At 66.8% G+C, this 16,337-nt stretch carries 14 protein-coding genes; 2 read left to right on the top strand and 12 right to left on the bottom strand.

Going from position 1 to position 16,337, the window contains the following annotated elements; genetic code table 11:
- Positions 1–76 precede the first annotated feature (76 nt).
- Genes E1263_RS18990 through E1263_RS18955 form a run of 8 tightly spaced genes read right to left on the bottom strand, consistent with a single transcriptional unit; the run spans position 77 to position 11,775 of the window.
- Positions 77–1,393, bottom strand: a complete 1,317-nt coding sequence (locus tag E1263_RS18990) for an alpha-L-fucosidase (RefSeq protein WP_132169159.1) — start codon at positions 1,391–1,393, stop codon at positions 77–79.
- On the bottom strand, positions 1,390–2,763 hold the full coding sequence (locus E1263_RS18985) for an FAD-binding oxidoreductase (RefSeq protein WP_132169157.1): 1,374 nt from the start codon (positions 2,761–2,763) through the stop codon (positions 1,390–1,392). Before E1263_RS18985 ends, E1263_RS18990 begins: the two co-directional genes overlap by 4 nt.
- Positions 2,760–3,632 (bottom strand): U32 family peptidase, encoded by an 873-nt coding sequence (locus E1263_RS18980; RefSeq protein ID WP_238161326.1) that lies wholly within the window; start codon positions 3,630–3,632, stop codon positions 2,760–2,762. Before E1263_RS18980 ends, E1263_RS18985 begins: the two co-directional genes overlap by 4 nt.
- Complete coding sequence (locus E1263_RS18975; RefSeq protein ID WP_132169155.1) at positions 3,626–4,921, bottom strand: nickel pincer cofactor-dependent isomerase, group 22; 1,296 nt, start codon at positions 4,919–4,921, stop codon at positions 3,626–3,628. The genes E1263_RS18980 and E1263_RS18975 overlap by 7 nt, the downstream gene beginning before the upstream one ends.
- Positions 4,921–6,711 carry an IlvD/Edd family dehydratase gene (locus E1263_RS18970; RefSeq protein WP_132169153.1) on the bottom strand — a complete coding sequence of 597 codons (1,791 nt, stop codon included), beginning with the start codon at positions 6,709–6,711 and terminating at the stop codon, positions 4,921–4,923. The genes E1263_RS18975 and E1263_RS18970 overlap by 1 nt, the downstream gene beginning before the upstream one ends.
- The gene (locus E1263_RS18965) at positions 6,708–8,162 is read right to left on the bottom strand and encodes an aldehyde dehydrogenase (NADP(+)) (protein WP_132169151.1); all 1,455 of its coding nucleotides are present in this window, start codon (positions 8,160–8,162) and stop codon (positions 6,708–6,710) included. The genes E1263_RS18970 and E1263_RS18965 overlap by 4 nt, the downstream gene beginning before the upstream one ends.
- A complete protein-coding gene (locus tag E1263_RS18960) occupies positions 8,159–9,049 on the bottom strand; it encodes a fumarylacetoacetate hydrolase family protein (RefSeq protein ID WP_132169149.1) in 891 nt (296 codons plus the stop codon). The genes E1263_RS18965 and E1263_RS18960 overlap by 4 nt, the downstream gene beginning before the upstream one ends.
- An 11-nt stretch (positions 9,050–9,060) precedes the next feature.
- Positions 9,061–11,775, bottom strand: coding sequence for a UxaA family hydrolase (locus E1263_RS18955; protein ID WP_132169147.1), 2,715 nt, complete (start codon positions 11,773–11,775; stop codon positions 9,061–9,063).
- A gap of 100 nt (positions 11,776–11,875) precedes the next feature.
- Between E1263_RS18955 and E1263_RS18950 the strand changes: the two genes are divergently transcribed.
- Positions 11,876–12,556: a GntR family transcriptional regulator gene (locus E1263_RS18950; RefSeq protein WP_238161325.1), complete on the top strand. Its 681-nt coding sequence runs from the start codon at positions 11,876–11,878 to the stop codon at positions 12,554–12,556.
- Positions 12,553–12,963: a ParB N-terminal domain-containing protein gene (locus tag E1263_RS18945; protein WP_132169145.1), complete on the top strand. Its 411-nt coding sequence runs from the start codon at positions 12,553–12,555 to the stop codon at positions 12,961–12,963. The genes E1263_RS18950 and E1263_RS18945 overlap by 4 nt, the downstream gene beginning before the upstream one ends.
- Here E1263_RS18945 and E1263_RS18940 read toward each other — a convergent pair.
- From E1263_RS18940 to E1263_RS18925, 4 genes are all read right to left on the bottom strand, one after another.
- On the bottom strand, positions 12,960–13,295 hold the full coding sequence (locus E1263_RS18940; RefSeq protein WP_132169143.1) for a VOC family protein: 336 nt from the start codon (positions 13,293–13,295) through the stop codon (positions 12,960–12,962). The genes E1263_RS18945 and E1263_RS18940 overlap by 4 nt on opposite strands.
- 106 nt (positions 13,296–13,401) lie before the next feature.
- On the bottom strand, positions 13,402–14,595 hold the full coding sequence (locus E1263_RS18935) for a Gfo/Idh/MocA family protein (protein WP_132169141.1): 1,194 nt from the start codon (positions 14,593–14,595) through the stop codon (positions 13,402–13,404).
- Between the two features lie 44 nt (positions 14,596–14,639).
- The gene (locus E1263_RS18930; RefSeq protein WP_132169139.1) at positions 14,640–15,317 is read right to left on the bottom strand and encodes a glycerophosphodiester phosphodiesterase; all 678 of its coding nucleotides are present in this window, start codon (positions 15,315–15,317) and stop codon (positions 14,640–14,642) included.
- Positions 15,314–16,336 (bottom strand): 2-hydroxyacid dehydrogenase, encoded by a 1,023-nt coding sequence (locus E1263_RS18925; protein ID WP_132169137.1) that lies wholly within the window; start codon positions 16,334–16,336, stop codon positions 15,314–15,316. Before E1263_RS18925 ends, E1263_RS18930 begins: the two co-directional genes overlap by 4 nt.
- Position 16,337 lies beyond the last annotated feature (1 nt).

Raw genomic sequence — 16,337 nt, 5'->3', positions numbered from 1 at the left:
TTGTTTCGGTGGAGGAGTAACACGAAGGGCGCCGCTGTTCAGGTGGACGGCGGCGCTTGACTCTCTGGTGACGGATTCACGCCGGGCTCTCCGAAGGCTCGGCTCCTGGTTCGACTCCAGGCAGGGGGACTGTCGGGTCGTGGTGAACAGTAAGCGTCACAAGCGGTTCGGGGGCTCGAGCCGCTAGGACACGGACCCGTACGGCGTCCGCCGTCACCGGGCCGTCGAGCGCGATCAACCGTCGGTGGCCGATCGTCGTACCGGTCGCCGCTGGAATCCACGAGCCGTCGACCAGGGCTTCCACGACGAAGGATTCGACCTGTTGACCGGCGGCGATGTCTTCGCGAAGGCTTACTACGTTGAAAGATCCGGGCAGCTCAACAGGCGCGTCGTAGTAGGAACGGATCGCAGCACCGAAAGCAGACAGTGCCTGTACGTCGGGATCGGCGAACCGGCCGCGCCGATCCGGCGGAATATTCAGCAGCAGCACGGCGTTCCGGCCGACTGACTTGCGGTAGATGTCCAAGAGGACAGGCAGCGACTTCACGGCGTCGTCCTCGGTCGCGTGGTAGAACCAGCCGGGCCGGATCGACACGTCGACCTCGGCCGGATACCAGCGGAGCTCGTCAGCTGCAGCCAGCTGAACAGGTCCGGCAACCTCGGCCGCGGTCTCCTCGACAACCATCCGACCAGAAGCAAACGGTACGACGCTCCACTCGGTCTCGCGTGCGAAGCCGTCCTCGTTGCCTACCCACCGCACATCCGGCCCGCCGACCGCAATAGTTGCTGAGGGCGCCAATTTTCGAATCAGGTCGAACCAGGCATCGAAGGCGTACTCCTGCGCCGTACTGGTCGGATTCGCGCCATCCAGCCACACCTCGGCAATCGGGCCGTACTGCGTGAGCAACTCGCGCAACTGATTCAGGTAGTACCGGTTGTAGTCGTCCACCTCGTAGCCGAACTCAGAGGCAACCGCCGGACTCCCGTTGCCGTAGTACCCGCCTGGCGCCTTCTCCTGATAGAGATCAGCTGGCGACAAATAGAAACCCAATCCCAACCCATGCTCAGCACAAGCAGCGGATAGCTCCGCCATCACGTCGCGCCCAGACGGGCTTGCGGCGATATTGTGCGTTGTATAGCGGGTCGGCCAGAGACAGAAACCGTCATGATGCTTGGCCGTCAGGATCACGCTCTTGAAGCCGGCATCCACCAGCACCCGCACCCACTGATCACAGTCGAGCTCCCGTGGGTCGTACACCGCCGGGTCGTCCAGCCCGGTCCCCCACTCCAAGTCGGTGAAGGTGTTCACTCCGAAATGGATGAAGGCCGTCAGTTCTTGTTGTTGCCAAGCAAGTTGTCGCGCAGACGGCCGCACCGAGGACGGCTCGATCATCGCAAAACCTTGCCAGGGTTCAGCAAACCGGCCGGGTCGAAGGCCTGCTTGATCCGGCGATGCAGGTCGAGACTGACCGGGCCGAGCTCGTCCTCGAGCCAGCGCGCCTTCAGCAGGCCGACGCCGTGCTCACCGGTGATCGTCCCGCCGAGCGCGAGCCCGAGCTCCATCACCGCGCCGAAGGCCTCCAGAGCCCGTTCCTGCGCAGCAGGATTGTCGCGTTCGAAGATGACGGTCGGGTGCATGTTGCCGTCACCAACATGCCCAGGGCAACAAATCAGTACGTCGTACTTGGTCGCGATCTCGGCGATTCCCCGCAGCAGCGCCACCAGCTTCGACCGCGGCACCGAGACGTCGTCGACCAACGTCACGCCCAACGGCTCCAGCGCAGGATTGACCAGCCGCCGGGCTTCGAGAAGCATCCGCGACTCTTCGGCGTCCGATGCTTCGGCCACCTCGACCGCGCCATGCGCCGTACAGATTGCTGCGATCTGAGCGACATCCTCAGCGGCCCGCGGTCCGCGGTCGGACTGCGCGATCAACAGCGAGCCAACGTCGGCCGGTAGACCCATATCCCGATAATTCTGAATCGCGCGCGCGGTCGGACCATCCAGGAACTCCAGCAACGAGGGCCGCAGACCAGAAGCCATCACTGCGGCAGCCGCGGCGACCCCGTCCTCGATGGACAGGAACGTCGCCGCGGCAGTCAGCGCCGCCTCCGGCGCAGGCTGCAACGTGAGCGTCGCCTCGGTCACCACCCCAAGCGTCCCCTCGGAGCCCACGATCAGCCGGGTCAGGTCATACCCAGCGACACCCTTCGCGGCCCGGCGACCAGTCCGGACGATCTCGCCCGAGGCCAGCACGACCTCCAACCCACGCACGAAATCCGCCGTCACGCCGTACTTCACGCAACACAGCCCACCAGCGTTTGTCGCGATGTTGCCACCCAGCGTGGACATCTCCCACGACGACGGGTCCGGCGGGTAGAACAGCCCCTGCTCAAGCACGGCGCGCGACAACTCAGCATTCACGACACCCGGTTGCACAACCGCGACCTGATCCTCCGCGGAGATCTCCAGGATCCGGTTCATCCGCGCGGTCGACAACAGGATGCAGCCGTCGATCGCGTTCGCCGCACCCGACAGCCCGGTCCGCGCTCCCTGCGCCACCACCGGTACGCCGAACTCGGACGCGACCTTCATGACCGCCGAAACCTCGGCCGTGGTCGACGGCCGCACGAGCACCCGCGGCACGCCGGCCGCGCAGAAGGTCGCGTGATCGTTGCGATGCGACTCCAGTACGTCGGCATCCTCGACGACCGCGTTGTCCCCCAGCGCCGAGCGAAGGCGGGCAACCAAAATGTCACTCATAAGGTCTCATCCTGTTCGGCCAGCAGTCGCAGGATCAACTCTGCACGACGCACCCGTTCACGGCCCAACGCCTCCGCAGTCGCGGCCAGATGCGCGCCGACCGGATAGATGTTCGGCGCGTTCCGCAAACCCATCTTCAGATAGACCGGCGCAGCGACCTTCACGATCTCCGGTACGTCGTAGAACCGCACATGCCCGCCCTGATCATCGGGCACCTCGATGTACATGTCGATCGGGACCGAGGTCACCGACCGGATCTCCGCAAGCACCGGCACCGGCAGATCCGTCGACACGTTCAAACTCGTTGCCCCCAACCGTTCGTACAGCCGGGCAGTTGGTGCGTTGGGCAACGGCATCAGCACCGACGTCTTCAGCACCAGGTCAGCAGGCAACGAACCGTCAATCTTCAACTGGCCAAGCAATTCCAGCACGCCGAGATCCCCGACCAGCAGGCTGCGAACACCCAACTCGACCGCCCGGAACGCGTCGCACAGCGACGCGGCAACCATCGCGTTGCCGCGGGCAGCACCTCCGACCGCGGCCGAGACTTTGGCCTGCCCGCCGATATCCCACGCGCCGCGCGGGCCCAGGAAGAGACACACCTCGACCCCGGCGGACGCCCCGAGCGACAGCATCTCCTCGATCTCGGCATCGGTCAGCATCATCACGCCGCTGCCCTGCGAGATCCGATCGACCTTCACCCTGCGCGAGGCCGCCTCCTCCAGCACGGCCGCCATCACCCGCGGTCCCTCACACGAAGGGATCTCCACCCTGTACGGCGTTCCGTCCGCAAACGTGGACGCGGATGCGCCACCAGGCCCGAAACCGCGGTCGGCCAGCAGCGCGTGTGCTTCGCGAAGGGTCACCATCGTGTGAGCTCCCCGTTGATGGTCAGATCCCCGGCCGCGCCGGTGATTTCGAGGTCGAACCGGTCGCCCGCCTCGTCGAGGAGGGCAGGCGTGACCAGCAGTTCGTGCGGGGACAACGTGTCCTTGATCCGGGCCAGCCGCAGCTCGGACCAGTCGCGGCGCCCGCACATCGTGATGGCGGCCAGGACGGCCGCTTCGTCGTCTTCCATCACCATCGGCAACCGCGAGCGGCGTGCTCCCCCGGCACCAGACGTCAATGCGTTCACATAGCTGGCCTGGAGATCGATCTGCTCGAGGATCCGGGCCGGCATCACGTCCGCCAGGCCCAGCCCGGAGGCATTCCCGTGCGATGCCTCGGACAACGAGTGCACGCTAATGGCTGCAATCGTGGGCGACTCGAACTCGGGGATGCCGTGCACCCAACAGCGCCCGATCACGTTCGTATCCATGCCACAACCGGACTTGTCCTTGCCCAGCTCATCGACGACCAGAACGTCCAGCTCGTCGAACGGGAGCCGCCCGAGCAGACTGTTTGCCCGCTGCAACAAGGCGTGCTCGGCCGCACCGCCAATACCTTCCGCCGGCACCAACTCAACCGCTGCAGTGTGCTCCAGCGCGTTCTCCAGGATGCCCAGCCCGCCAAGGATCTTGCCCTGTGCAACAACTATCCGGGCCGCCGCCTCGATGTTACCGCCGAGCGAGGGGATTCCACCGGCATGCAGAACCGCTGCACCCGAATGGTTCCCGAGGCCGATGGCGAGGATCTTCGCCAGCCCACTCTCGATCGGGCCGTGGAAGTCGGTGTGTGGCTTGACCCGGTTGATCACCAGGACCCCGTCGGCCGCAGCCGCAATTGCGTCGTGATGAACCGGCGTACCGTCGTCGAGCTTGCCGACGACAACGGTCTCCATCGTCGCCTCGATCGGGCACCCAACGCTCTCCGGCGTGATACCGAGCCCGGCCAGCATCTCGCGCTGGCCGTCAGCGGTTGCGCCGCCATGCGAGCCCATCGCCGGCACGACGAAGGGCTCCGCCCCGACTGAGGTCAGCCAGGCAACCGCCGCCCGAACCACTGGAACCAGGTCGTGAATCCCACGACTGCCCGCGGTGACCGCGATCCGCGCACCCGGCTGGATCCGCGCCCGCAGCGGCTCCAACGCGGCCTGTGTGGCAACTGCCGGATCGTCAACAGACGGCAGATCGGGCAGCAGCCGGCGGATCGGCGTGACCTGCGGAATCACTCCGTCCGGGCGCAGCCCCCGGACGGCCTCAAACGGTCCCCAGCTCATTAGTGGCTCTGTCTCGCAACGGCGGAACCGGTGCGGCCCACCAGGAAGTCCAGGTCGCAGCCCTCATTCGCCTGCGTGACATGCTCGACGTACAGGCGTGCCCAGCCGCGATCCGTCGGTGGTGCCGGCGGCTTCCAGTCCGCGCGCCGTTTCGCCAACTCTTCCTCCGACACATCCAGATGCAGCCGCCGTCCCGGAACGTCCAGCTCGATCCAGTCCCCCGTCCGCACCAGCGCCAGCGGTCCGCCGACGGCCGCTTCCGGCGCGACATGCAGGACGACGGTCCCGTACGCCGTACCGCTCATCCGCGCGTCAGAGATCCGCACCATGTCGTCGACACCGATCTCGGCCAGCTTGCGCGGGATCGTCATGTTCCCGACCTCCGGCATCCCCGGATAACCACGCGGACCCGCGTTCTGCAGGACGAGCACGGTGTCCTCGTCGACATCCAGATCCGGATCGTCAACGGCCAGGTCGTACTCTTCGATGCTGCTGAAGACCAGCGCCTTCCCGCGATGCTGCAGGAATCGCTCCGAAGCTGCAGACTGCTTGACCACCGCACCATCCGGCGCGAGATTCCCCTTCAGTACGGCGGTTCCAGCGCCGCTCCCGAGCGGATTGCCGACCGGGCGGATGACCGCCGCACCTGGTCGTCCTTCCTGACCGACCCAGTCGATGCGCTCGGCGTTGGCGACGTTCTCGCCCATGGTCCGGCCGGTCACGGTGATCGCGTCGGCCTTGAGCAGCGGCAGGATTTCCCGCAGGACCGCGGGGAGCCCGCCGGCGTAGTAGAAGTCCTCCATCAGGTACTGCCCGGAGGGCTGCAGGTCGGCCAGCCACGGCACGCCGCGCGCCCACTCGTCCATGTCGTCCAGCGAAAGCTCGACGCCGACCCGGCCCGCGATCGCGAGCAGGTGGATGACGGCGTTCGTGGAGCCGCCGATCGCGGCGTTCGCGCGGACTGCATTGGCGAACGCGTCACGAGTGAGGATGTCTGACGGTTTCAGGTCCTCGTGGACCATCTCAACGATCCGCCGACCAGCCTGCTGCGCAATCGAGTAGCGCCGGGAGTCGACCGCTGGAATCGCGGCCGAACCAGTCAGCTGGAGACCGAGCGCCTCGGCCATACAGGCCATGGTCGACGCGGTGCCCATCGTCATGCAGTGGCCGTTGCTGCGGGACATCCCGGACTCGGCGGCCGCGTAGTCCTCCTCGCTCATCCGGCCGGCGTTCCGATCCTGCGTGAAGCGCCAGACCGCCGTACCGGAGCCGATGTCGCAGCCGCGGAACTTGCCGTTCAGCATCGGTCCACCGGTCACCACCAGGGTGGGGAGGTCGACACTGGCTGCGCCCATGATCGAGCCGGGGGTGGTCTTGTCACAGCCGGTCAGCAGGACTGTGCCGTCGATCGGGTTGCCGCGCAGCGACTCCTCGACATCCATGCTGAGCAGGTTGCGGAACAGCATCGCGGTCGGTCGCAGCATCGTCTCGCCGAGCGACATCACCGGGAACTCCAGCGGGAAGCCACCGGCCTGCCACACCCCGCGCTTCACCGACTCAGCAAGACGGCGCAGATGCGCGTTGCACGGAGTCAGCTCCGACCAGGTGTTGCAGATCCCGATCACCGGCCGCCCGTCGAACACCTCCTCGGAGAAGCCCTGGGCCCGCATCCACGACCGATGGATGAACCCGTTCCGCCCCTCCTCGCCGAACCAGTGCTCGTAACTCCGCAGACCGTTCGAGGACGGATCGCCGTTCTGAGAGTCGTCCGTGGGCGGTTGGTCGCTCATCGTTCCACCTCTCCGGTCGACACGACGCCGTTCACGCGGCGCGGGACTCCGAGCGGGTTCGCATCGCGCAGTACGGCGGGGAGCACCGCATCGGGGATGTCTTGGTAGGCCACCGGGCGCTGGAAGCGGCGAGCCGCGGTGACACCGACGCTGGTGTGGATCGAGCCAACCGTCGACGGGAACGGCCCGCCGTGATGCTGAGCCCAAGAGACCGCAACCCCAGTGGGCCAGCCGTTCCAGAGCACGCGACCGGCCTTTTCCGTCAGCAACGGCAGGATCTCAGCGGCCAGTTCGGCATCGGACTCCTCGGCCTGCAGGGTCGCGGTGAGGTTTCCGTCGAAGGCGGCGATCGCTTCGCGGAGCTCGTCGAGTCCGTCGTACTCGACCACGATCGAGACCGGGCCGAAGCACTCCTCCAGCACCTCCGAACGCGCGACCATCAGATCGGCAAGAGTGGTCTGCAGCAACGTCGCGCCACCACCTGACGCCCACTCGACGACACCCTCGATCTTGTGCAGCCGATCGCGACCGGTGTCGAAGGCCTCCTTGATCCGGCTGTTCAGCATCGTGCCGCCGCCTACTCCGCCGACCGCCTCGACCAGCTGGTCTCTCAGACCGTGACCGTCCGGCAGGAACAGCAGACCCGGCTTGGTGCAGAACTGGCCGACGCCGAGCGTGAAGGAGCCGACATACCCAGCGACGATCTCCTTGCCGCGGGCCTCGACCGCGGCCGGGGTCACGAAAACCGGGTTGAGGCTGCCGAGCTCACCGTAGAAGGGAATCGGCTCCGGCCGGGTGACGGCGATCTCGTGCAGCGCCTTCCCCGCCGGGACCGAGCCGGTGAACCCGGCCGCTGTGATCCGCGGGTCCTTCAGCGCGATCACGCCGACGTCAAACCCTTGGATCAGCCCGAAGGTCCCCTCGGGTGCACCCGCCGAACGCAGCGCCTCCACCATCACGGCCGCCGTCTGCACCGACAACTCCGGATGCCCCGGGTGGGCCTTCACGATCACCGGACACCCCGCGGCCAGCGCCGATGCGGTGTCACCACCGCAGGTGCTGAACGCAAACGGAAAGTTGCTGGCGGCAAACACCAGGACCGGTCCGAGCGGCACCAGCACCCGGCGCAGATCCGGTCGCGGCACCGGCTTCGCACCCGCGTCTGCGGTATCGATGATCACCTCGAGTAACGAACCCTCGGCCAGCGCGTCGGCGAACATCCGCAGCTGGCCGGTACTCCGGCCGATCTCACCGCGCAACCGAGCTTCGGGCAACGAGGTCTCGCGCATCGCGATCGGCACCAGATCATCAGCCACCGCATCCAGCGCATCGGCCACGGCATTGATCCACCCGGCCCGTACGGCGGGCTCCGCGGCTGCAAGTGCGGGCGCGGCGGTAGCGGCGGCGGCCAAGGCCTGCTCGAGCTCGGCAGGCGTGGTGTCGGCGGTCATCGCTTCTCCTCAGAGTTCTGTTCGGCCAGGAACGCAAAGGGCTCCCGGCCGGTGGCCACGGTATTCGTCAAGGTTCCGAGCTGGTCGATGCTGATCTTGATCTCATCACCCTGCCCCAGGGTGAAGGCAAATTCGGGCACGATTCCGGTCCCGGTCGCCAGGATCACGCCGTCCGGGAAGTCGTTCGGCAGGAAGAGCACATCGATCAGATCCTGCAGTTCGCGGATCAGCTTCGCGGTCGATGTCGTACCGGTGAAGACCTCGTCGTCGCCGCGCCGGATGACGATGTCGATCGTCAGGTCCTTGGGATCGTCCACTTCCCAGGCAGGCCGGATGCCACTCGCGAGCGCGCAACCACCGGCGAAGAGCTTGGCCTGCGGGACATACAGCGGATTCACGCCTTCGATCGAGCGGGAGCTCATGTCGTTGCAGATCGTGTAGCCGACGATCTCACCGTGACTGTTGGCAACGACCGCGAGCTCCGGCTCCGGTACGTCGTGACCGGAGTCGACGCGGATGCCGACCGGCTCACCATCCGTGACGACCCGCCAGGCCGGGGCCTTCTGGAACAGCTCAGGACGATCCGCGGTGTAGACCTTGTCGTAGACGGATTGCTCCGTGCTCTCCTCCATCCGCGCACCCCGTGAGCGCTCATACGTGACGCCCGCACACCAGACCTCGCCCCGACCGTCGATCGGCGGCAACCACTTCAGGCCGTCGGCAGAGAGCGCCGTACCGGTCTTGGTGACGGCTTCCTGGAGATCGGCGAGTGGCAGCCGCAGCAGCTCAGCGATGGTGGCGATGCCCTCTAGCGGTGCCACCGTGTCACCGGTACGCACGCCGACGATCGGCCGGCCTTCGGACGACTGGTAACGGACCAAATGCATGGGATTACCTCTCACATCGATGTACCGAGCAACCCGCGGGTGATCTGGAAGCCGACATTGCCGGAGGCAACTGCTTTGGGGACGAGCTGACGACTCGCGACCAGCGCGATCGTCTCCAAGCCGATCTGCGCCTGCGCCGCCGCGTCTCCGGTGGCGACCGCGTCGAGATCGTCGCCATACCGGGCGACTGTCTCGGGATCGTTACTGAGCTCAACGACCGGGACGAAGCGCTGCGCCGACAAGGTGCCACCGGCAACATGCGCAAGGATCTGCTGTACGCCGGATGCACCGAACCCGGTCGCCGTTTCCATCCAGTCCGTGCCGGGCATCCGCATCACATGCCAGCCCGGCCCTGCGAGCTGCTGACCGTGCGCGATCGTCGGGCCGACTTCGGCCGCCGAGCCGAACGCCGTACGCCGGAAGTTGCTGTCAGCAAGGAGTGTTCCGCGCGACGACAGCACGACCGAGCCGCCCGAACCGACGATCTCTTGGCCCATGAGCGCGAAGGCCTCGGCCGTGTCGGGGGTGAGTCGCCCGCGTGCCTCGAGGCCGATGGTGAGCGCGCCGAGGTTGCCGTCTTGCTCGACTGGGCTCGAGAGGTCGAAGCTGTTGAACCAGTCTTTGACCTTGGTACCAACGGCATCCAGACCGCCGTCCGCCTGGATGCTGGCCCAGCCGAAGCGCGCCGGGTCCTTGCCTGCTTCGACGAGGCGGGAGCGGAAGTAGTCGTTGTGGGTCTTTTCGCAGCCGTGCTCCAGGAGCAGAGCCATTCGGGTGTTCGGGTGCAGGAGATAGCCGAGCATGATGCGGGCGAACGTCTCCTCGGACGCACCGCCGCTGCTGCCACAGCCCTCGGTGTGCGGGAGCGCGACCATCCGGGTGACCGCGTCGCCAGCCCATTTCTCCAGCTCTGCCTGGGCTGCGAGCCGCAGCGCGATCTGGCCGGAGCACAGGCTGGTCGGGAGGATTAGGCCGACCGCTTCGGGGAGCAACCGATCGTCAACCTGCAGAAGCCGGGCGGGCGTGCCTCGAAGCGAGGTCAATCCCGCGAAAGGCTGACCGGAGAGTGGCGCATCGCGGTCCTCGATGGGGAGATCTGCGAGCGCGCGGCTCTGACGGCCGTCGGTGCTGATCGAGATGCCCTCGCGCGGTCCGCTCTGCTTCCAGTTCCGCCAGATCGACACCTGACTGTGGCCGGCGCGCTCGCCCGCGCTGGGTTCGCCGGACGCGACTCGGACGGTCAGGTCGAAGGTATCCGCCGTCAGCTGAGCCATCGTCGTACCGGTCAGGTAGCTGCCTGCATCCACGTCCATCTCGGCCTGCAGACGCTCGTACCGCTCGCTGGTGGTGACGAACTTGAGCGTCGGGACGAACGGGAAGTTCGTGATCGAGCCGTTGCCGGTGGTGAAGAAGATCAGGTTGCAGCCGCTGCCGATCTGACCGGCGACCGATTCGAGGTCGTTGCCGGGGCTGTCCATGAAGATGTAGCCGTTGCCGGGCAGGGGTTCGCCGTAGTCGATGACATGGTCGAGGCGGACCTCGCGCGGCAGCTTGCGGGCGGCGCCGATCGACTTGAGAACGATGTTGTAGAGACCGCGGTAGACGTTGCCGCCCGACGGGTTGCCCTCGGCGGTGTGGCCGTGCCAGCCGACGCGTTCCTTGAACGAGCGGATCGTCGCGAGGAAGCGGCGGGCAGTGGCGAGGTCGCGAACGTTCTTGAGGACGTACGGCTCGGCGCCGATCAGCTCGTCGGTTTCAGCCAGTACGGCGGCGCCACCGTGCTTGATCACCTCGGCACCGACCAGGCCGGCGAGCGGGTTGGCCGAGATCCCGGAGAAGGCGTCGGAACCGCCACACTGCAAGGCGATCTTGAGGTCGGCGAGTGGGACCTCGACTCGTTCTTGCCCGTCGACGATCGGGAGCCAGGGCTCGATGAGCGTTCCCGCCGTGGTGAGGTCGTGCTCGAAGCCGGCCTCACGGGTGAAGAACGCGTGCGGGACCTGGATCTCCGGGTAGTCGTGCTCGCGCATGAAGTCCTGGATGGCTTGACCCGAGACCACATCGTCCGCGGTGTCGACGATCAGGACGGCGCCGACATTCGGGTTGAGGGTGAAACCGGCCAGGGTGGCGAGCAGGAAGTGCAGGTTGTTGGGGACCTCGTCCTCACCGCCTTCCGTATGCGCAACCGGTACGACGCCGTCGCCCGCGGGCGCGTTGTCGAAGCGGCGAGCGAGCTCGGTGACGAAGCCGGAGCTGCGGGAGCTGGTGGCCATCACGACGACGTGATTCCGGGTCCCGGCCGGGCCGTGTGCGCGGGGATAGCCGAGGAAGGTCCCGGGCTGGTCGACGCTGGTGACCTGCTGACCGAGATGAAGTGCGTTCTCGTCGAGCTCGTACGGGTCGAGGGGCTCATTCGTGGCGGAGGGCTCGGTCGGGAGGCCTTCGACGCCGCGGGCGGTCACCGCCTGCAGGCTGGTCGGCGTACAGATGTAGTCGCCGGGGAACAGATCGCGCGACGCGCGCGCGAAGGGGGTGTTCCAGGACGTGATCGCGTCGCCTTGGGAGATCCGTCGTACGGCGAAGCGGTGGCCCTCGAGGATGGTGTGCGGGAGCGTGACCGTGGTTCCGTCGAGCTCGATCTGCGCGCCGGCGTCCAGGCGGCGGGAACAGATCGCGGCATTGTCCTCCGGCTCGGGTAGGACGCCGACCTCTTCGAACCGCACCATCGTTGCCCGCCTCCGGTAAATCGTGCATGATGCATGATTACGTGCTCCACCCTGCCGAACACATCAAGCTGGGTCAAGACCGCATCCGGAGGCTGATCACGTGGCTGACACCTTGGACGGTGCCGACCGGCGGGTACTGCGCCGCCAGATGCTCGCCGACGACGTCTACGAAGCGATCAAGACGATGCTGATGGACCACGTCATCCGCCCCGGTGCCCGGATCTCCATCGACGGACTCGCCCGTGAGTTCCAGGTCTCGTCAACGCCCGTCCGCGAGGCGCTGGCCCGGCTGGAGTCCGAAGGACTGGCGGTCAAAGAACCGCTGAAGGGCTACCGCGCCACCACGCTGCTCACGCTCGCCGAATTCGACGACCTCTACCGCTTCCGCCTACTGCTCGAGCCGTGGGCCGCCCGCCGCGCCGCCGAACTCATCACCGACGAAGGCCGCGACCGCCTGTACGCCGAACTGGCCACCGCCGTCGAACCAACCTCCGTCGACTACGCCGGCTACAAATCCCTCACCGTCCACGACAACCGCTTCCACACCCTGATCGCGGAGTTGTCAGGCAGCGCCCAGGTCCGCCAAGCCTTCGAACGCACCCACTGCCACCTCCACATCTTCCGCCTCCACTACGACCGAGACACCGGCCCCGAAGTCCTCACCGAACACCGAGCCCTCGTCGAAGCCGTCACCTCCGGCACCCCGGCCGCGGCCGAAGCAGCCATGACCACCCACCTCCACAACTCCATGCAGTCCCGCCTCCGTCGAATCTTCGAGTGAACCGCAAGCCCTTCCCGCTCGAGATCCCGCCGGTCCTGCGGCCGTACATCCTCGACTTCCACTGGGATCTCGCCGCACTGCACGCCCTTGCGCTGCCCCGGGTCGATGTGACGGTCGCCGAGCTGGATCACCACCTCGATCTCCCGTTCTGGGCGTACGCCGGCAGGCCGTTCCAGGTGATTCCGCATCAGGTCGCCGCCGATCCGCTGCGGTTCCACGAGCAGTACGCGCGCACGCTGGTCGCCGACCTCGCGCACCCGCTGGACGTCGTACGGCGTCCGGATGGTCGCCTCACGATCCTCGACGGGGTGCACCGGCTACTCCGCGCAGAGTTGGGCGGAGTGGAACTGGTCGACGTCCGGGTGCTCGACTGGGAGCGGCTCGGCGAGATCGCCGTACCGGATTAGAGCGGAGCGCCGCCGTAGGAGATTTCGTTGCCGTCGGGGTCGTAGAAAGTCGCGTGGCGGACGCCGTTTTCGTAGGTTTCGCGGACTGCGGGCTCTAGGCCCCGGGTGGAGATTGCGGCGAGGGTGGCGTCGAAGTCTTCGACGAAGAGGGTGTGTTGGGCGTGGCCGGCGTGATCGGCAACTACCTCGATGAAGAGGTAGCGGTGTTCGGCCAGTTCCCAGACGGCCTCGATGTTATTGGGGAGGAAGGCCGGCTCGGCGCCCAGCAGCTGGGAGTACCAGGCGACGGCGACCTCATAGTTGGTGACGGAGATTCCGGCGAAGAGGTCCATCGGGGCACGGTAGCTAAGAACACGCAGAGGTGGGTCTCCGGAGGGCCGGCGCCGCGCGGCTGAGCCTGGCGCCGGCCGATAGGAGACGTACTACGTGTTCTTAGCTTCAGGCGGGGGCGTCGCCGTGGTCGGGGATTTCTAGTTGTACGCCGCCTTGGAGGGCGGACTGGTGGGCGTAGATGCCGGGGAGGGTGTAGCGGGCGGCGACCCAGGCGTTGACGGGTGGGAGGGTTTTGTCGGCTACGGCGCGGACGAAGTCGTCGGCGAGGAAGTGGTGTGAGCCTTCGTGACCGTTGTGGAGGCCGTCGAATTCGGAGGGGAGGCGGCTGCGGTCGTGGACCGGGGAGAGGCCGGAACGGAAGGCGTCGCGGAGGGCGGGGTCGACGTTCGCCAGGTCTTCGTCGTCGAGGGCACCGGCCGATGTCTCCATCAGGTGGGTGACGTCTTCGACGCCTTCCTTGTTCTGCCACAGGGTTGTGGTGGCCAGCTGCTCGAAGCTGCCTTCGGTACCGAAGACGCGGAGGCGGGATTCGCGGATGTGCGAGGGGTAGCCGACGCGGCGCATCTCGTTGGTGCGCATGATGCCGCCGTCAGCAAGCTTGAACAGGGCGGTCGCGTTCGAGAAGTCGTTGTCGAACTGGCTGATCTCCTTGTCGAAGACCCCATCACCACGCTCGTCCTTGACCCCGATCGCGGAGACGTGGGTGGCGTGCTGGCCGGTCACGGAGAGAACGTTGCCGACGGCATGCGTCGGGTAGAGCAGCGGCGGGAAGGACGCTGTCTTCTTCCAGTCCTCACCACCTGAGTACTGGTACGCCGCATAGAACCCGAGGTCCATGTCGTGGACGTAGTCGCCCTCGGTGTAGAACACGCGACCGAAGTCACCCGCGGCCAGCCGCTGCCGGCAGTAGACCGACGACGGGTAGTAGAAGCTGGTCTCACCCATCATGTAGGTCAGGCCGGTCTCCTTGACCAGCTCGATGATCCGGGCGATCTGGTCCGCCTCGATCGCCATCGGCACGGTCGAGTACACGTGCTTCCCGGCCTCGAGCGCCCTGATCGCCATCTCACCGTGGAACCAGCGCTGGGTGAAGATCGCCACCGCGTCCACATCGGACTCGAGCATCTCCTCGAACGACTGGTAGGTGACCGCGACCCCCTGCTTGGCCGCCATCTCCGCCGTCCGTTCCGGCAGCACGTCGGTCAGCCGCACCCCGGACACATCCGGGTGCGCAGACCACAACCGCAGGAACGAAGGAGCGAACTGTCCGGCCCCGACCACACCGATGCTGATTCCCATACAGAAGAGCCAATCACACATTTATGTTCCATGGAAGAACAAATTCAGACGTTGGAACGTGTGAGCAGGTGTGGGTTGTCGGTGGTGACGCCATCCACACCGAGGGCGACCGCTTGGGCGAGAGTGGCCGGGTCCGGAACCGGCCAGGCGGTGACAGAGAGCCCGGCCGCCTGGAGTTCGGCGACAAACGCCGAGGTCAGGCCGGTGATCCCGCACAGCGCCCAGGTGGCCTCGGCCTCCCGCGCCAGAGCCAGTACGTCGGGAGTCGTGCGACCGAAGATCCGCCCGGTCGTCACCCCGGGGAAGGCCCGTCGGACGGCCAGCAGGATGTCGGGGTGAAAGGAGGTGACGAGGGTCCGCGCGGCAAGTTCGGGGTCAGCCCGGAGCGAATCGGCCAGCAGCGGAACAGCGGCTGATGCCTTGATCTCAGCCTGAAACCGGACCGCAGCGAGGGCTGCGACAGTGTCAGCCCAAGTGGGGATGCGCTCACCTTGCCCGGCGTCCAGGATGCGAAGTTGGGCCAGAGTGAGGGCGGCTACCTCGCCGGATCCGTTGGTGGTTCGGTCGACGGTGGCATCGTGGATGATCACGAGTTCGCCGTCTGCGCTCACCCGAAGGTCGAGCTCGATCTCGGTGCAGCCGTCCGCGATCGCCCGCCGGAACGAGCGCAGAGTGTTCTCCGGCTCAATGCCGAGGGCACCTCGGTGGCCGGTGATGATCACGTGACGAGCCCCACCGGCGGCCTCCCGGCAAGGTAGGCAGCAACCGCTTCGGCCGCGATCGAGCCGGCGCGGAGCGCGGTCTGCCGGGTAGCGCCGGCCAGGTGCGGGGTCATCACCACATTCGGCGCCGTCAGCAGCCGCGAGTCGGCCGGAAGCGGCTCGACGGGGAAGACGTCGAAGGCGGCCGCGCCCAACTGCCCGGACTCCAACGCATCCGCCGCCGCGTCATAGTCGAGGAGACCACCACGCGCAGTGTTCACCAGTACGCCGCCTCGAGGCATCAGCGCGATCTGATCGGCCCCGATCATTCCGCGGGTACGTTCGGTCAATCGCGCATGCAGACTGACCACGTCAGATCGCCGCAGCAGCTCGTCCAGCTCGACGATCGAGATCCCGGTGGGGAGGCCGGCCGGATCGACGTACGGGTCGGCGACGACAACGGTTGCGCCGAACGCGAGCATGACCCGCGCGACCCGTTGCCCGATTGCGCCGTACCCGACGAGGCCGACGGTGGCGCCGTCCAGCTCCGCACCACATTCGTCGTACGCATAGAGGTCGCTGCGCCATTCACCCAGCTCCAGCGTGCGATGCAGCCGCGGAAGGTTGCGCAGGGCACCCATCATCAGCGCGACCGCATGCTCGGCGGCGGCGACTGCGTTACGTCCGGGGGTGGCGGCAACGATCACTCCACGTTTGGTTGCCGCAGGCACATTCACGTTGACCGGACCGCCGCGACAAACAACCAGGAACCGCAGATCAGGCGCAGAATCCAGCACCCGCTCGGTAAACGGCCCCATCTGCGTGATCGCCAGCTCGACCCCCGGCAGCGCCGCGATCAGCTGGTCTTCGGCATCGCTCGCCTCGTCCACCTCCGCCACCGCCCCGTACGGCGTCAGCGGCCACGGCAACGTGATCTCGCGGAGGTCGAACCGCGTGCCGTCCACCGACTCCAACGCGGAGGCCAGCAACGAGTTGCGGACGAAGTGATCACCGGCGAGCAGCGTGGTGACGGTTCTCATC

The sequence above is a fragment of the Kribbella antibiotica genome (assembly GCF_004349055.1).
Taxonomy (GTDB): Bacteria; Actinomycetota; Actinomycetes; order Propionibacteriales; family Kribbellaceae; genus Kribbella; species Kribbella antibiotica.
Note: the sequence above shows the minus strand (reverse complement) of the source record. Positions and strands in the feature narration are given on the sequence as shown.

What these genes read in the sequence shown, in the direction of transcription:
- E1263_RS18990 (WP_132169159.1), bottom strand. Translation starts at nt 1,393, where the DNA reads ATGATCGAGCCGTCCTCGGTGCGGCCGTCTGCGCGACAACTTGCTTGG.
- E1263_RS18985 (WP_132169157.1), bottom strand. Translation starts at nt 2,763, where the DNA reads ATGAGTGACATTTTGGTTGCCCGCCTTCGCTCGGCGCTGGGGGACAAC.
- E1263_RS18980 (WP_238161326.1), bottom strand. Translation starts at nt 3,632, where the DNA reads ATGGTGACCCTTCGCGAAGCACACGCGCTGCTGGCCGACCGCGGTTTC.
- E1263_RS18975 (WP_132169155.1), bottom strand. Translation starts at nt 4,921, where the DNA reads ATGAGCTGGGGACCGTTTGAGGCCGTCCGGGGGCTGCGCCCGGACGGA.
- E1263_RS18970 (WP_132169153.1), bottom strand. Translation starts at nt 6,711, where the DNA reads ATGAGCGACCAACCGCCCACGGACGACTCTCAGAACGGCGATCCGTCC.
- E1263_RS18965 (WP_132169151.1), bottom strand. Translation starts at nt 8,162, where the DNA reads ATGACCGCCGACACCACGCCTGCCGAGCTCGAGCAGGCCTTGGCCGCC.
- E1263_RS18960 (WP_132169149.1), bottom strand. Translation starts at nt 9,049, where the DNA reads ATGCATTTGGTCCGTTACCAGTCGTCCGAAGGCCGGCCGATCGTCGGC.
- E1263_RS18955 (WP_132169147.1), bottom strand. Translation starts at nt 11,775, where the DNA reads ATGGTGCGGTTCGAAGAGGTCGGCGTCCTACCCGAGCCGGAGGACAAT.
- E1263_RS18940 (WP_132169143.1), bottom strand. Translation starts at nt 13,295, where the DNA reads ATGGACCTCTTCGCCGGAATCTCCGTCACCAACTATGAGGTCGCCGTC.
- E1263_RS18935 (WP_132169141.1), bottom strand. Translation starts at nt 14,595, where the DNA reads ATGGGAATCAGCATCGGTGTGGTCGGGGCCGGACAGTTCGCTCCTTCG.
- E1263_RS18925 (WP_132169137.1), bottom strand. Translation starts at nt 16,336, where the DNA reads ATGAGAACCGTCACCACGCTGCTCGCCGGTGATCACTTCGTCCGCAAC.